The organism is Caballeronia sp. LZ003, assembly GCF_031451465.1.
Classification (GTDB): Bacteria; Pseudomonadota; Gammaproteobacteria; order Burkholderiales; family Burkholderiaceae; genus Caballeronia.
Map to the genome: position 1 here is coordinate 93051 of NZ_JARUXJ010000005.1, position 15442 is coordinate 108492.

Below are 15442 nucleotides of genomic sequence, written 5' to 3' on the forward strand. Positions count from 1 at the left end.
TGATTTAGAAAGAAATAATACATTGTTTATCCGGCATATTATCCGGTACACTACTGTCATGGATATGACAAGCATGGGACCGATGGTTCCCGAAGAATCATCGTCTCGACTTCTCGAGGATGACATGTTGGCCCTCGTCGCAGAGGCGAATCGACTAGCGGGCCGAATTCATCCCGTCTTGCTAGACTCGATCGGTGACCTTGTCCGCTCCATGAATTGCTATTACTCCAATTTGATCGAGGGTCACGACACCCATCCGCGCGACATCGACCGGGCACTTGCCAACGACTTTTCGACCGAACCCAAGAAGCGTGACCTGCAGAAGGAAGCGGTCGCGCATATCCACGTTCAACGGTTGATCGATACTGGGCGTGACCCCGATGCGTGGCCGGCGTCCGCGGCTTATGCGTCGTGGTTGCATGAAGAGTTTTGCTCACGGCTACCGCCGGAGATGCTGTTCGTTGCCGACGAGAAGACTGGCGCGCGTCTTGAGATCGTTCCCGGCGAATGGCGCAAGCGAGACGTGCAGGTCGGCCGGCACATTCCGCCGCCGCACGAAGATCTGCCTCACTTCATGTTGCGTTTCGATATGGCCTATGGATCGCCGCCGCTCAGCAGAGCCCGACAACTTCAGACTGTCGGCGCCGTCCATCATCGCCTGCTTTGGATTCACCCCTTCCTCGACGGCAATGGCCGAGTCGCGCGACTGATGTCCCACGCCTTGTTCAAACGGCTCGAGGTCGGAACCAGCCTTTGGTCAGTGGCGCGGGGTTTGGCGCGCGATGAGGGACGCTACAAAGAGTTACTCGCGCAGGCCGACAGGCCGCGCGAAGGCGACCTCGACGGGCGTGGCAATCTAACACAGCGCGGGTTGATCGAATTCTGTAAATTTTTCCTTGATCGTTCAGTCGATCAGATCCGTTTCATGAGCGGGCTGCTCGATCCGGCGACGCTCCTAACACGCATCGAAATCCACATCGAAGAGGAGGTGCGGGCGAAGCGACTGCATAAGGGTAGCTTTGCAGTACTGCGCGAAGCAGTGATGCGCGGCGAAGTCGAGCGCTCGCAGATTCCCACGCTTACCGGCTACGAAGAGCGCGGCGCGCGCAATGTCACGGCTGGACTGGTCGACCGGGGGATGCTGACCGCAGCGACCCACCGCGCGCCCCTGCGTCTGGCTTTTCCTGTCGACGTGGCCGAGCGCTGGTTTCCCAATCTCTACCCTGCCAACGCAGGATCGCGGACATGACAGAGAAAATCGTTGAGCTCATCCGGCGGTTTTCGCCGATGTCGTCTCGTTCGAAGGAGTGGGACTTTCTCATGCCCGGTCCGGGCCGGCCTAAGCGATGGCATGAAATTGAGGATGAGTTCCGCGTTCTGATAATTGCCGATCCAGCGCTGGCAAGACATTCGAAGCCCAGAAGCGTGCGCGTCGGATCAAGGAGCGTGGCCGCCACGCCTTTTTCATCCGGATCGAGAAGATCGACGCGACCTTCGACCAGTCGTTTGAGGTTGGCACGGCGGCCGAGTTCGCCGCCTGGCTCGCCTCAACGGACGAGGCTTGGTTCTTTCTCGACTCGGTCGACGAAGCCCAGTTGGAGACACCGCGCGCGCTGGAAGATGCGGTTCGCATCTTCGGCGCCAAGATTTACGCGGCGCTGGATCGCGCGCGCATCTTTATCACGAGCCGCGAGGATGCTTGGCGGGCGCTACCTGACCGGACACTGATCGAACAGCACCTGCCCTACGGCGAGCCAACGCCTAGTGAAGAGGATGACAACACAAGCCGCGAGAACGACCCTATGCTCAAGCAGTATCGGCTTGCTGGCCTTTCGGAGGACGAGATGGCGCTGTTCGCCGGCCATTATGGCGTGAGCGACGTCACCGAATTCGTCGAAGCGGTGAAGCGTGCTAACCTGCTGACCCTCGCCGAGCGTCCCTTCGACCTGAAGGCGCTGATTGGCGTCTGGATTGCCGATCATCGGCTCGGGAGCCGCTTCGAAGTGCTGCAGCGGATGATCGCCCTGCAGATCCAACCGCGGTCGGCCGCCTTTGCCTCGGTCCGCCTTAACGCCGCCACATTGCGGGACGGCGCCCGCATACTGGCAGGCGCAGTGACGATGACTGGCAAGACCGTCATAGGCCTTCCCGCAGGTGTTCATACCACCGATCGCATCGACCCGCGTGCCTTACTGACAGGCTGGGCCGACACCGAGATCGACTCGCTCCTCCGCACCGGCCTGTTCGATGACATCGTTTATACCAGCGTCCGGTTTCGCCACCGCGAGATCCGCGAGCTACTGAGTGCGGAATGGGCAAACGAACTGCTGAATCAGCCCGGCGCCCGTGCACGCGTCGAAGATCTCTTCTTTCGTGAAAGCTATGGCGAGCAAATCATCGTACCGCGGACGCGCCCGATCTTGGCTTGGTTGATCCTGTTTGATGAAGCGGTGCGCGACAAAGCCCTCGCCCTGGCCCCGGAGATCGCGAGCGAAGGCGGCGATCCGTCGCGCCTGCCGCTTACGATCCGTCAAGGCATGCTTCGAAATATCGTCAACCGGATTGCCATCGGAAGGAAAGGATGAGTCTCATGGAAAATAGTGCGATCGAACGCATCGCCGCTCCCGACCTAGCAACCGATGCGTTGGCGCTGCTCAACGAGTATCGAGACAATGACGACGTCATCTTCTTTCTGGGCCGGCTCGTCTGGCAGGGTGAGATGGCGAGCTGTGCGCCGGCACTCTTTGACATCGCTGCCGACACATCGCGCGGCAAATATGCGCGCATCGCCGCGATCCGTGGCGTCATGGCGGTAGGCGATGAAGTACTGAAGGATAAGCTATGGAAGACGATCGCCGCGGATCCTGGCCCCTTGGACCGCGCCGTTTTCGCGGAGCTGATCGATTGGGCGGCGCCGACCACGGCCAGCGTGGCTCCGGTACTGCGAACGCTTGCCCACGCGGCACCGCACGAGCGCTTCAACGTGACAGGTTTAACCTCTTCGCTTCACCAGTTCGTCGACAAGTTGCCGGTGATGGCAGACGCAACCGAGGATCATCCACTCGGGAGCCTGGTCGAGGATCTGAATGGTTTCCTTGATCGCGAGCCCTTTGTAGAGCGCGGTGAATGCCATATCTCGGAAGAATTCATGTGGCTGATGCCCGTCGCCCTACACGCCGTCGATCGCTTGGTCGCGGCACGATCGGCGCAGGCGCTAACGCCGGCGGCAATTGCAGTGCTGTGCAATTTTCCGGCTCTGCGCTTTTGGCGGAGCGGCGATGTCGAAGAGCATAAGAACGCGCTGGACAAGAACGTCCCGCGCTGGCCGGAGCTCAATGATCTCCTCTATTGGAAATCGATCGCAGTATGCCGCGCGCATAGGGCCGCCAAGGGCGAGACGCTGACCGATGATTGGCGGATAACCCATCTCGGCCATTTCTGGCGGTTTGGCGCCGAGGATTTTGAGCGCTGCCTCGAATGGGTCGCCACTAAGCAGGGGGATGACCGAGCGGTGGCGCTATCGCGCTGTCTCCAAATCTATGTGGATGCCGATCGACCGTCGGCTTGGCTCGCTCCATTGCGCGCAGCGGTCGATGACGACGCGGCGCTTGCCGCGACGCTGGAAACGCGCCTTGATACAAAGCCATCGCCGGAGATAGTCAGGTTGGACGCGGAAACCCGGCGGTGGAAGCGCAACAGCGAGAGGCGCGAACGTAAGCAGAAGAAGGACCGCGGCGATTGGATCCGCGCGCTCATGGCCAATCCCGATCGGGTGTTGCATCCCGAAGGTTTCCAGCCAGGGGAGTTCAGTGGCGATCAATATCATCTGCTTCTCAGTGTCATGGATAGCGGTGTGAGCACCAGCCGCGAAAACGGGGCGAATTGGCGGACACTGATCCCCGAGTTTGGAGAGCCGGTCGCCCGCGCCTTCCGCGATGCCGCAATCGCGCATTGGCGCGTCTATCGGCCGACCTTGCGATCGGAGGGCGGCGAGACCGGGTCGACGCCTTATTCGCTGATCTTCGCGATGACCGGCCTTGCGATCGAGGCGGCGGAGGACAGCGCCTTTGCCCAACGGCTGACCGAGGAGGAAGCGCGGCACGCTTTTCGTTATGTCACCTGGGAGTTGAACGGCTTTCCAGTATGGTTCGAGACGCTATATCGCGCCTTCCCGGATACGGGGTTCGAGGCCGTGGCAACCGAGCTTGTTTGGGAGCTCGAACATACCGGGGAGCACCCGCTCCACCATATTCTGCACGACATTCTCTATCATGCACCGTGGTTGCACAGCGACGTCGCGCCGTTGATCCTAGATTGGCTGGCCGCGCATGATTTGCGCAATGCCGATGCGCTACGCTATTGCCTTAACATCTTGGCGGGGAGCAGTGTTGCCCCCGGCGTTCTCGCAGCGCTTGCGGCGAAGAAAGCCACCAATGCCACGTTGCAGGATCAGTCGCCGCGCTGGTTCGCGCTCTGGGCGGATACCGATTCGGCGACTGCGGTCCCTGCTTTGGAACGTCATCTCGAAGCGCTAGCGACGACCGATGCGTCAATCTTTGCCCAGCTGTTTATCGTCGCTCTGCTCGGCGATCGGCACGGCACGGGCACGCGCGTTGGCGCGTATCGCAACGCCAGCGACCTAAAACGGCTCTATGTTTTGATGCACCGTTACATCCGGACTGACGAGGATATCGATCGCATTGGGAAGGGTGTCTATTCGCCGACGCTTCGCGACGATGCGCAGGACGGTCGGAGCACCTTGTTCAACATGCTCGTCGAGGTGCCCGGTTCTGAGGCCTATGCGGCGATAAAAGCGCTCGAAGAAGAGCATCCCGAGTCCGCTTATCGGCGATGGATGGCGGTGCGGGCGCGTGAGCGTGCGACACGGGATGCCGACGAGCCGCTTTGGACGGTCGAGCAGGTCCGCGACTTTATGAGAAAGGGCGACAGCTGATGTATTGCTGGCAGATCTGCGTGTAGCGCAAGGCCCGGCGGCATTGCCTTTGCTGCGACGTATTCTTCCCGCAGCAACTGCAATGTCACGCCCCTTCGGCCAGCTCCCGCCGGCGAGAAGATGTTCGCCGACTACGCCGGGCAAACAGAATACATAAGCGTTGAAAGACACCGGCGTATCTACCGGGGACGGATGGGCATGCGAATCTGGTCGCCCTCGGTCAGATGTTTATTTCCAGATTTGCCCGGCTATCTGCGCAATCAAAGCCCGCTCACGCCATACGACTGCTCAACGTTCTACAACGGCTATGGACGAGGCCTACGGACTACGCGCCGGATTGGAAGAATACCGAGTAGCGGAGAGCGTTGGCCGCTGGCGCGCGGCATTTCGAGAAATGGCTGGAAGGAGCCACTGCCGCATCTGGCACATGCAGCGGCCCCTCGGACGTCCGAAGTTACGCGGCACTGGGCGTCTGCTTGTGGCCGGATTGGGGCGGTGCCCCCGGCAATTCGCTCGCCGGAAACCGGCCATTGAGCGAGGGCGAACGAGACCTTGGCTGATCAAGCTGAATGTCGACATCGACCGGCGACTCCTGGCCGGCAGATTCCGTCAAAGGCAGCAGCGGACGATCCATTTGAGCAAATCTAAACAATAGGCATGCGAGCAGATGCGAAGGCAAGCGCTCGCGCCGTTGTAATGGCTCGCCCGCACGGCTAAGTGTCAACAAAAGCGCTTTTCAGAGGCGGCTTCGTCTACGATTGTTGACGCTTTTCCTTTGCCTCAACGCAGCAAATGCGCTCACGTCCTTACGGACAAGTGGCTCGAAGTGTTGTTCACACTTGACGGGCACCATAATCCGCGCATGCCCTAATCCGTCTACCGTCACGCATGCCATTCTCAGGTGTGCGTACTAACGTGCCACGTCCAATCGTCGACACCACGAACTGGCTTGCCAACGACGGCGTCGTGACGTGAACCTGTACGGGCAACACCGACGCTTCGATAAACAACTGCAGCTCGTCCAGCACCGAGTGCAAGAAGTTTGCGATTGCCGGATTCTCAATCGTAGTGTCGCCGGACTGAACATGGTGGGTGATTGTCGTGCCGCCGGCACGGCGAATCGCCTCAAGCATCAACACCAGAGTACACGTACTGTCCTTGCCGCCCGAATATGTGCAGCTCAGGCTATGCCCAAGTTCGATGTAGCGCTGCATGACGCTGATCGCAGCTTCCATCTTCGAAACAATTTCCTGTTCCATCTTGTCGCTCCGCAAAAATAGGAGCGACCCTTACGGGATGCGCTCCCGCAAGGGTTAATGGTTGAATCAAATCAAAAGGTCAGCCGTCGCACGTTGCGCCTCTTCAAGGCCGTCGTGCGCTGCTGCGAACATGTCGCCTTGACGCGTTGCGCGATCCAGCCGAGGAAGCGTCTTCGCATACCGGCTCACGCTCGTACCGTCGAAGCTGTCCGCACCGGCGGCCGCACAAATGCGAATGCGCCGAGCCGAGTTCACGCGACCGACGTGCAAGTAGCAGTGACGCCGTCGCGCGAGGAACCCCCACACGTGCGCCGTCTGCTCTTTCCACTCCGTTGATCCGCCGATGAAGATGCCAACCGCAGGGGACAAAAGCGACGCAAGGTCATCGACCTGCATACCGTTCTGAACTGCGATCAGCATCCGGCACGGCATCCCGCGAAGTCGTTCGAGCCACTTCAGCGAGTAGTCGAGCGAGGCCATGCCACCCATGACGATGTCCGGAAGGACAAGCCAATCGGCCCGCTCGCAAAGCCGTTCGACAGCAACAGAAAACGCGTTCTCATCGAAGGGCAGGCCCTGCTGGTACGCGGTCCAAGCGCCGTTATCCAATGCGTAGCGATCGAAGCCCTCGGTACGCAACTCGCCCTTGGCCGAGACCAACAAGCGCCAGTCGGCCCCCTTGAGTGCGGCCAGGTTGCGGCGTGTGCCTGTGCGACTGGCGTAACCAACAAGCGGCTGCCGATGCATGGCGATCCGCTCCTCAATTTCAGGGTCATCGTCAGCAGATCCATCGACTACGTAGTACTCGGCGTACGCCATGAAGGCTTGCGCGTGGCCGGTCTTCTGGCCGCTGGCGTATTGCTCCAGCCAGGGCGGCGTCATTGGCGCACCCCGTTTTGAGGCTGCACTCTGCCGCCGATGATCAGGAAGACCTTGGTATCAACGTTGCGGACCCACGGGCGAACTTCACCCGCGTGCGTCGCTGTGCCGGCGATATAGCCAATCGCCGCTTCGAGGTTGGGAAACCGCTCGGGCGATGCGCCCAGCTTGGCTGCTTCAAACATGAAAACACTCCACAAAAAAGAATGCGGAGCGACCCCAGCGGGCCGCTTGACCGCAAGGGTTGAAAAAAAAATTGGACGGCGATCTGTGCCACTTACTCGATCAGATTGACGCTCCGCCACCAGCGACCGCCCGAAGGCAGGGCTCTGACGAAAGCGAAGCTCTCCGCTTCATCGCGCGTGAGGTCGATCACCCCGCCCTTCAATATCGCCGTCTGGAGATAGACGACATTCGCGAGGGCGAGCGCGCCGTGCTGTTCGGCGATAGCGGTCAGTGCTTCGACCGCATCCAGCAGTTCCGCATGGAACTGCTTCGCGTCAGCGGCGAGGCGCAGAGACACGTCAGCGTCGGCGATCGCGGACACCACCGCATTGCATTGGGCTTGTGGGTCGTCGGGCTCGTACTGCTCGGGTTTGATCCAGCTTCGGATCACCATGTCATTGAGTACATCGTCGACGAAGTCGGTGCAGGAATAGGCCATGGAAGGCTCCAGTCAAGAAGGGAAAAGATTGCCGCTATCAGATGCGACGCGGACGGCCGGTATCGAACGCAGCCGCGCGACGCAAGTACGGCGGACGTTGCGGCTGCGACTGAGCATTAGCCGGTGCAGCTTGCTGCGCAGGCGGCCGGTGAGGCACCGCATTCGAATGAGACGGATTGCCGGCTGCCGCGAGCAGCAGCATCAGAAGGTTTGCCATAGGGATAGCGCCGGAAGGCGCGAGCGAAGGGTCGGAAAGACGAGAAGCGCCCCTTGTGGGGGCGACTCCCCACAAGGGTTGATAAAGAATCAGGCGGCAAGCGCCTGCACGTCGATGACTGCGTCCGCCTCTGCCACAAGGTCGGGCGTCTGCGAGATGAAGAACTCCCGCTGATACCCACCTTGGCGCAGTACCTCGCGCTTCATTCGCATGAACTGCACTTTGCGCTCGGGATCGAGCGGGCCGTCTGACTCGTCGCTGAACAACGTCTGATACGGCTGACCCGTGTTCTGCGCGAGATAGAGCGCGATGCCGCGCGTGAGACACTCGTTGATCCAGACTTTCTGACCGCCGGACATGACGGAGACCGACTTGCTGCTGTCGGAGTCGGCGTCGTGAACGAGGATCTCGAAGCCCTCACGCAGTTCACCGCTCGCGAGCGTGCGCTGCGTGCGGATCTCCACCGTGAAGCGCATACCGTAGCAAGCGAGCAGCAGCTCGTTGACGGTATGCGTCAGCGCCGGACCCGCGTCATCGATGGTCAACGCGATCACGCCGTCGTTGCCCAAGCCCTTAGCCAGCAGCTTCCAATGAGCAATCTCGTCGGAGAGGCGATCGGCACGCAACTGCGTGGCCGAGAACTTCTCCAACTCCAGCGCCAGCGCTTCCGCTTCGGCCTGCAACACACTCTGCACGCGGATCGATTGCTCGATCCGACCATCCAATGCAGCGACGGCCTCGCGGTTCGCCGTGATGTCGCGATCCAGCTTCGCAATTGCTGCCGTAACGTCGACCGAAGCGAGTCGTCCGACCTCCTCGGTAATGCGAGCAAGCTCCGCTTCAATACGCGTCTTCTCAGACTGGTACTTGGCGGTACGTGCGGCACTTTCCTCGGCGATCGAACGCAACTCAGCTTGCGCCGCTTCGAGTCCAGATATCGCGGCATCTAGCAACGGCTTCGTCGCAGCAAGCTCAGCCGCCGCCTGCAGTGCACGGCGAAGCTGCGCGGCCGCATCGGTGATGGCGAGCATTTCGACGCGCTTTGCCGCCAACTCGGCCGGCACGCGAGCCAAGGCCTCGGCCTGCGCCTTCTTCTCGCGATACTCCGCGCGAAGATTCGCCACCGAAACACGCTGCACTTCCGCTTGCTCTTTCGCTTGAAAGGCTTGCGCGAGCAGCGGACATTGCGCATGCATTGAATGACCGACGCACGGCACCTGCTCCGCCACCGCAGCCTGCTTGTTCAACGTGTCGAAGTGCGCGGCTTTCGTCGTGCCTTGGCTCATCAAACTGGTAAGCGTCGCATCGAGGGTGGTCAACGTCGCGCGTTTGACCTCCAAATCGGCAATGTCGCGCTGCAAAGGAGCAAACCTCGCTTCCTCGCGCGCAATCGCCAACTCGGCCTCCTCGCGCTTCGCCGCCGCACCGAGGATCGCCTCGCGGCGAGCCAGCGTTGCTTGGTGCGTGGCCACGGTTCGACTCAGCACGGAAACGCGCTGCTGGCAGCGGACCGCTGCCGCTTGCTCGTCGTCGGCTGCACCTTTCAGGGCATGCCCCAACTCGTCGCGGCGCACGCCCAGCTCTCGCAGGCGCGCTTCGGTGGAAGCTGATTCGCTTTGCTTGGCCGCGAGCGTCGCCCGCTCTTGAGTCAGCTTGCTCGCCTGCTCAAGCGCGGCATCGCGTTGCTCCCGAGCGACACGCAGGATGGTGCCCTGCGCGACGATCGACTGCTCAGCGTCTGCTTTGCGTTGCCGTTTTCCAGCTAGCGCACCAAGCTCAGACTGGATGCCTTCAAGCGACTTGCCGAGCACCTTCGCGACCTCAGCGGCCTTCGCCGACAATGCTTTCAGGTGGTCGATGCCAAGAAGTTCAGCCAGCAGCGTCTTGATCTCGCCCGCACCGTAGGACGCGAGCGGCCGCCGGTTCTGAGCCGAGAACACACTCGTGAAAAACGTTTCCAACGAACCGTTGATCGCATCGACACAGCGGTTATAAGACTCCGCCTTGCCGTCCGACACCGTTCCGTCAGGCAGCGACACCGGGCGCCACGTACCGTCGACGCCGCGATAGGCAAGGTAGTACTCCGCCTTGCCTGTCTTACCGGGCTTGCGAAACGTGAAGGAAGAGCGATAGCGAATGCCGTCGTGCTCCCATTCGAGTTCCTTCAACGCATTGGTGCCACAGATGTGATCCCAGTACGAGAAGGCGTCGACTGAGAGCTTCGACGCCCTGGACGGCATGATCGGATACGGGTGCAAGTTGTCCATGATCGTTGTCTTGCCCGCCCCGTTAGGGCCGGTCAAGGCGATCAGGCCATCCGGCAACTTCTCCAGATCGAGCGTCACGCTGTCGCGTTTCAAGCCATCGCGCACGCCAACGAAGCCTTCGAGTGTCAGTTTCAGAGGCCGCATGACAGGTCCTCCGACACGCTCATCGAAGCAGACATCGCTGCCATCTGCGAGTAGAACGCGTCGTCGTCCTCGTTGCGAAACGGCTCGTTCAAGTCAGCAGACGCAATGGCACGGGGCGGCGCTTGAAGCGTCCCATCGAGCGCGGCAGCTACCTGATCACAGACTCTGCCGAACTCGCGACGCGCGTTCGTCAGTAGCTCCGACCAGCCGCCATGCCCGGTAAGGCTACGGATCTCAGCAGCAGACCACTGACTTGCATAACCTTTCTGATAGGACCAGAGAAGGTGCTGCATTTCGACGGTCGGCGTAACGGCGATCTCGCACGCGCCGGGCGTCGTGGCGAGCAGCAACAGCGTCTGACCGGACTGCGCCAGTACCGCGCCGCGGTGTTGACCGAACGGCTGATGCTGAATCGCAGCGGTAAAGCCGGCCAAATCGACCAACGACTTTTGAAGATCACGCAACGAGCAGTCGCCCAAGGCAAAGCTGCGAACCCAGTTCGGGCCTGCGGGATAAAGACCAAACATGATGCACTCCGTTATGGTGGGCGGAATGCGGCCCCGGTAGGGATCGCTCCCCGCCAGGGTGAAAGAAAAGATGAACTGCTAGAGAAAGGTCCTGCCACCACTAATCGATGCGTCAAAGACGCGGTGAAACCTCTGTTTCGATAGCGACGATCAAAATCGGCTATCGGAACACGGCTCGCGTGTCCAAGCGAGGGAGCCATACTGGCCTCCTCTGCATGAGCGGCTACTTCATTCGCTAATTAAGCCACGAACAGGTCATCGTTGAGCCACGAAAGCTGACTTGCCGAGGCCGACTCGACGATTTCCACCGTCGCATCGGGCATGGGCAGTGCTTCGTCGCCAACATCGCTGTCCGGAGCTACGTGGGCCGTCACCGGCGCAGGCTCGGATATGCTCGACAATGCCTCAGCGTCGCTCAGTCGCGCCAGCACGCCAGCGGCGATTGCCTCCGCGTCCCCGGTTTCCAACAACTGCAGCCGGTCAAGCAAGGGCGCGGGATCGACATCAGCGTGCTCGCACCAACGCTCGAGCTTCCGGTCAATCGACGTTTCGAGGCTGATGCCTTGGGCGCGCGACCGGACGACGGGAAGAATGCGAGCTTCGACCTTCAGCTCGGCCGCGTTGCCGAACAGCGCCGCGATCGCGTCGCGATCCACTGACTGTTTGTGCTCTTCGTCGACCTGCCAACGAATTCGCACGAACTTGTCGGTCGCATCGAGCGCGCTTTCCGTCAGGCGTTGCATGTCGGGCGGTCCGTCAAAGTCGACGCAGATCGTCTGCCGAGACGGCGTCACGACCAAATCAGCTTGCGCGCTTCCCACCTCTACATTCCACAAGAGGAAGCCCTTGTCGCCTTCCTCCCCGTAGTGGAATCGCCCGATCGAACCGGGATACGCCACAACGCGCCCCGCTCGCTCCCACTGCTGTGCTTTATGGATGTGCCCGAGCATGAACGCATCGCATTCGGCCTCGAACAGACTACCAAGCGAAAACTCATGGTCGAACCCCGCCATCGTCACGCCGTGCTCGGTCGTACAACCGTTGACCGTGCCGTGTGAAACCCCGACAGTTCGGATGCCCGCGGCACGAAGCTGCTGATTGACGCGCCCTGCTGCGGCGAGATAGTCGCCCAGCACGGCTTCAAGACCCGTCCCGGCTTCCTTGGCACCAACAGCGACCGCCAGCGCCCCCTTATTGACCGTGGGCAGACACGTGAACACGACATCAGCGCCGATTGCCAGAACCTCGCGCAGCTCGTCGTCCGAGAACACCGGGCCGTCCGAGGGGTAGAACCGCCCCTCGTGAAGGCTTACCTGCTGCACGCGTTCGGCAACATAAATCTGATGCGTCGTTGCCATCAGTTCGAAGTTGCGCAGCGTGCCCGGAGGCTCATGGGAGAACGTGCCCTGCAGCATCAGAACCGGCATGCTGCCGCTCAGACCGTTGATGCGGCGTGCGAGGCGGTTCAACGACGGCGCGTGTGCGTCCAGACGATGGTCCGTCGCATCACCTGAGATAACTGCCACGTCGGCATGGGCCAGCACCGCATGGTCGATGCCGAAACCGAAGCATCGGTCCGACTCTTCGATGTTGCCCGGCGCGTAGTGCAGGTCAGAAAAATGTGCGATCTTCAAATCGCCTCCTATAAAAGAAAAAAGGCCACCCGAAGGTAGCCAGTATTTGCCGACGCACCGCTACGGCGCGCTAAGAAAGGGATTACTTTGAAAGCGTGTCGCGGACTTTCATCAGCGCCTTCCCCAGGAGGTTCTGGCCGCGCCACTTCGATTTGTCCGTGATGTCAGGATGATGCTCGCCTAAGCCCACGCCCCAGATCAGATCATAAGGACTGGCTTCGACAAGCTCGGTCGGTGCGGTCGCGAGCAACAAGGTCCGCAGGCCCGGATGCTGCGCGAACTTCTCACGGCATCCGACGTAGACGATCGACTCGCGCTTAGCCTTCCAGGTATCGAAGTCGAAGCCCCTGACCTTCCGGCCAAGCGCTTTCTGCTCTTTCGGTAGATGCGTGGCAAGCACAGCTTCGGCAATGTCCTCGTCACCGAACAGCTTGGCTTTCGAAAACATCATGAACTGCTCTACCGACCGAAAATCGACGTCATGGTAAGTAAAGCGGCACGGGTGCCAGTTACTAAAAGCGTCTTCCGCGCCGAAGAACAGCGTGAAGTTGCCGACTCTACGCATCGGAAGCTCCTTCGCGTAAACAAGTTAGATGGGCCGCCAAAGCGGACGAATTCGATGCGCACACACAGCGCGGTCGAAAACATTTGAGCAAGCGGTTCTTGCTGAAATGCTCTCATGCGCGAGCGATAAAGGTAGTGAGACGCCGAGGAAAGGATGCCAGCCCCCGTAGGGGACTGGCCAAGGTTAGACGTAAGCAGCTTGTGCAATCGCGTCCTGAATTTCGACGTCAAGCGAGGCGGGATCGTCGAGCGCGTTCTTAAGACGCGCATTCATCGCATCAACGTCAGCGATGCGTTCGATCCAGCCGCGACCGTACGTCTGGTGCGCGTATTTGCGAAAGCCGTTTTGTCGTTCCGGCTGACTTAGGCCCAGACGATGCAGCAGGTCCGACATGCGGTGACGCTTGTCTTCCAGCGTCTCATCAGGATCCGGCGAGTCGTCGTCATGTCCATCATCGTGAACGACCGATGATGCGCCGTCGCCCGGATGTTCTGCGCCGGCGGCTTGACCATCCGGCTGAGGAGCCGCGTCGCCGATCGACTGTACCGTTCCGTCCGACTCCAGCAGAGCCACTGCGCGACTAGCTGCATCAAGCGCCGGCGCCGGTTGAGCCTCGTCCGCGCCATCCAGCAGCGCGCCTAGGTCAATGTCGGCATCGAGCACCGTCAGCATCTGCTTCTGACGCACGGGCTGGCCGTTGTCATCTATGCGCGTGATGTCGAACTCCTTTTTCGAGAGCCAGAACCGCGTGCCGGTGAGCCTGCCACGCGCGAGCGCCACAGTCTGCATCGCCGAATACGCCTTCTGCAGCACGTAGATGGAATTGGTCGGCAGTTCGATCAGGCCCAGCCCCTTCACATCGGGCACAGCAAACAGGAAGTTCGCCGTCAGATTGCACTTGCGGTCCTGATACTGCGGACAGACGTGAGGATCACAGACGCCATCGGGAATGTCGTCGTCTTGCCGGTGAACGACCAGTCGCCCACCGAAGGATCGCCGCGCCCGCTGTGCGCGGGCGTTACGCTCGACCGGTGCATACGTCTTGCAATAGCGTTTGCCGTCGCGGTCGTATTCCGAGAAATACTGTCGCCCGGTTGTGGTGTACGCGGCCATCTGATTCGGCACATTGCGCAGCCAGTCGTCGAACGCGAACATGATCGGGAAACGGTACAGCCGCAAGCCTTGCCCGCGATCCTCACCATACAGCCGCAGGATCTCATCGGCCGTGTCCGGATTGGAGAAGTCGGACCGTCTGCAGACGAAGTAATCGACGTTTCGCGGAACGAGCGCGTTGCGCAGCTTCAGCGACGTTTCCAGCAGCTTGCCGATCGCTTCGAACGACTCACCCGCGGCCACCATGTCGTTATAGAGCTTGACCGCCTTTTCGTTGGCTTGGTGCGCCCGCGTGAGCACCTTGATACCGGGGCGAATCTTGCCGATCGTGGGCGGGCGAATAGCTCGTTCTTCAACGAGGCTACGCGGCGCGTGATCGAACATCTGAACAACTGCATTCATGATGGTTTCCTTGCGAGAAAGAAGATGGCGTTTGTCCGCAGTGATTCGGCCTGAGATTGCATCTCTCGGGCTGCCGCACTGCCGCGACGTTCGCTGATATGGGAAATGAAGACTGAGCGCTCTGCGTCGCTGAACATCGCGACCCGAGCTACTTCGCACCGCTCACGCCAAACGGGGGACGTGGTGTCCGCCTGCTCGCGCTCGGCATTGATTTGATGCGTGATGGCCTCGGCGATACGTTGATTGAGGCGGTCGGGCAACAACATGGAACAGCACCTCCGTTGAGAAAGGTCCGGCCGCAGGAAGCGACAGACGAAAAAAAAGCCCGCTCCGGTGAGGGAGCGAGCTTCGTGAAATCGATATAGAGACCTACGCGCCACGTCCCTTCCGGGGACATGGCGTGCAGGGAGCGGCCGGCATAAGCCGGTGTCGCTCGGTCAGAGAACGTAAAGTCGTTCTCGCGCAGCATGGTCACGCCGCGCAACAGCCCTTTTCGGAATTACTTCCGCCGCAGGAATCACGGATCAGCCAACTTCGATCGTTCTACCCAGATCAGGCTCTGGAGAGAGAACACCCGAAAACCCGGGTTCGAACGATGTACCGGCGCAAATGAATGCGGCTCAGGTACGAGTATCACGGCTGAAATTGGGGAGTGTGTAGCGAGCACACTCAGCACAAGGAAGATTTCCACACCGGTAGCTATCCGGTCGGAGCATGCCAACGCGCGAGGCGGGCACGACTTGCAGAAAAAAGATGGACTCCGGGCTTGGAGTCGAGGTCGATGCGTCGGTGACGCGGGGAATGGAGTTGAGTATCC

At 60.6% G+C, this 15442-nt stretch carries 14 protein-coding genes; 3 read left to right on the top strand and 11 right to left on the bottom strand.

Annotated elements, in window-relative coordinates; all coding sequences use genetic code 11:
* The first annotated feature begins 124 nt into the window (after positions 1-124).
* From QCE79_RS31500 to QCE79_RS31510, 3 genes are all read left to right on the top strand, one after another.
* Entirely contained in the window at positions 125-1249 is a 1125-nt protein-coding gene (locus QCE79_RS31500) for a Fic family protein (protein WP_309850904.1), read from the top strand.
* A gap of 346 nt (positions 1250-1595) precedes the next feature.
* Entirely contained in the window at positions 1596-2585 is a 990-nt protein-coding gene (locus QCE79_RS31505; protein ID WP_309850908.1) for a hypothetical protein, read from the top strand.
* A gap of 5 nt (positions 2586-2590) precedes the next feature.
* The gene (locus QCE79_RS31510) at positions 2591-4954 is read left to right on the top strand and encodes a hypothetical protein (RefSeq protein WP_309850910.1); all 2364 of its coding nucleotides are present in this window, start codon (positions 2591-2593) and stop codon (positions 4952-4954) included.
* Positions 4955-5787: 833 nt separating this feature from the next.
* Here QCE79_RS31510 and QCE79_RS31515 read toward each other — a convergent pair.
* From QCE79_RS31515 to QCE79_RS31565, 11 genes are all read right to left on the bottom strand, one after another.
* Complete coding sequence (locus QCE79_RS31515) at positions 5788-6213, bottom strand: hypothetical protein (RefSeq protein ID WP_309850912.1); 426 nt, start codon at positions 6211-6213, stop codon at positions 5788-5790.
* Positions 6214-6279: 66 nt separating this feature from the next.
* Entirely contained in the window at positions 6280-7095 is an 816-nt protein-coding gene (locus tag QCE79_RS31520) for a hypothetical protein (protein WP_309850915.1), read from the bottom strand.
* Entirely contained in the window at positions 7092-7277 is a 186-nt protein-coding gene (locus tag QCE79_RS31525) for a hypothetical protein (RefSeq protein WP_250479675.1), read from the bottom strand. Before QCE79_RS31525 ends, QCE79_RS31520 begins: the two co-directional genes overlap by 4 nt.
* 92 nt (positions 7278-7369) lie before the next feature.
* The gene (locus QCE79_RS31530; protein ID WP_309850918.1) at positions 7370-7756 is read right to left on the bottom strand and encodes a hypothetical protein; all 387 of its coding nucleotides are present in this window, start codon (positions 7754-7756) and stop codon (positions 7370-7372) included.
* Between the two features lie 37 nt (positions 7757-7793).
* Complete coding sequence (locus tag QCE79_RS31535) at positions 7794-7973, bottom strand: hypothetical protein (RefSeq protein ID WP_309850920.1); 180 nt, start codon at positions 7971-7973, stop codon at positions 7794-7796.
* Positions 7974-8062: 89 nt separating this feature from the next.
* Positions 8063-10384: an SMC family ATPase gene (locus QCE79_RS31540; protein ID WP_309850923.1), complete on the bottom strand. Its 2322-nt coding sequence runs from the start codon at positions 10382-10384 to the stop codon at positions 8063-8065.
* The gene (locus QCE79_RS31545; RefSeq protein ID WP_309850926.1) at positions 10372-10911 is read right to left on the bottom strand and encodes a hypothetical protein; all 540 of its coding nucleotides are present in this window, start codon (positions 10909-10911) and stop codon (positions 10372-10374) included. Before QCE79_RS31545 ends, QCE79_RS31540 begins: the two co-directional genes overlap by 13 nt.
* A 239-nt stretch (positions 10912-11150) precedes the next feature.
* Positions 11151-12545: a metallophosphatase family protein gene (locus QCE79_RS31550; protein ID WP_309850929.1), complete on the bottom strand. Its 1395-nt coding sequence runs from the start codon at positions 12543-12545 to the stop codon at positions 11151-11153.
* A gap of 82 nt (positions 12546-12627) precedes the next feature.
* Positions 12628-13110, bottom strand: a complete 483-nt coding sequence (locus QCE79_RS31555) for an NADAR family protein (protein WP_309850931.1) — start codon at positions 13108-13110, stop codon at positions 12628-12630.
* 183 nt (positions 13111-13293) lie between these two features.
* Positions 13294-14625 carry a hypothetical protein gene (locus tag QCE79_RS31560; protein WP_309850933.1) on the bottom strand — a complete coding sequence of 444 codons (1332 nt, stop codon included), beginning with the start codon at positions 14623-14625 and terminating at the stop codon, positions 13294-13296.
* Complete coding sequence (locus QCE79_RS31565; RefSeq protein ID WP_309851262.1) at positions 14622-14888, bottom strand: hypothetical protein; 267 nt, start codon at positions 14886-14888, stop codon at positions 14622-14624. Before QCE79_RS31565 ends, QCE79_RS31560 begins: the two co-directional genes overlap by 4 nt.
* Positions 14889-15442 lie beyond the last annotated feature (554 nt).